Origin of the sequence: Kitasatospora sp. NPDC058243 (assembly GCF_042882025.1) — a bacterium.
Classification (GTDB): domain Bacteria; phylum Actinomycetota; class Actinomycetes; order Streptomycetales; family Streptomycetaceae; genus Kitasatospora.
In genome coordinates, this window is record NZ_JBHVWW010000145.1 from 1,109 (window position 1) to 1,787 (window position 679).

2 pseudogenes (1 of these 2 only partly in view) are annotated in these 679 nt (G+C 68.5%); both read left to right on the forward strand.

Annotated elements, in window-relative coordinates:
- A pseudogene (locus ACFVX9_RS39620) lies at positions 1–244 on the forward strand (transposase); it begins 644 nt to the left of the window's first position.
- A 51-nt stretch (positions 245–295) separates the two neighbouring features.
- A pseudogene (locus tag ACFVX9_RS39625) lies at positions 296–679 on the forward strand (hypothetical protein); the annotation flags it as partial.

The following is a 679-nucleotide window of genomic DNA, read 5'->3' on the forward strand; positions in this document are numbered from 1 at the left end:
CCAGGCCGCCAACCCCCTGGAACGGCTGGACCGCGAGGTCAAACGCCGCACCGACGTCGTGCAGGCCTTCCCCAACCCCGGCGCACTCGAGCGCCTGGCCACCGCCGTGCTCTTCGAACTGCACGACGAATGGATCGCCTTCCCCCGCCGCTACCTGCCGGAGGGAAGCATGGCCGAGCTCTACCCCGAGCTCCCCGAAAACGCCCCCGCACTACCCCACACCACCAACGAGCCCACCGATTGATCGGCTACACCACGAGAAGGGACGCCATCAGAAAGTGCCTTGTGACCTGCGATGATGGGGTTTCTCCAGGACCACATCAGGCACGATCAGCAAGGCACTTCCGAGATGCAATCTTCCCATGCCGCGGCGGCGGTCTCGTCCGCGTTCGATGATCCGAATCTGATCGCGTACGGCGGACTGGAGCCGGTGGTACGCCTGGCCGAGCGGTGCGGTCTGCCCGCGCTGGCCGACGAGTACATCCGGCTGCCGCGCTCGAAGGACGGCACCGGGGCCTTTCCCGCGGCGAAGCTGATGTCGCTGGTGGGCGGCATGGCCGCGGGCGCCGACAGCATCGATGGCATGGACCGGCTGCGGCACGGCGGACTCGGCCGCTTGTTCACGGGGGTGCGGGCCCCCTCCACGCCGGGGTCGTTTCTGCGCTCCTTCACCCACGGG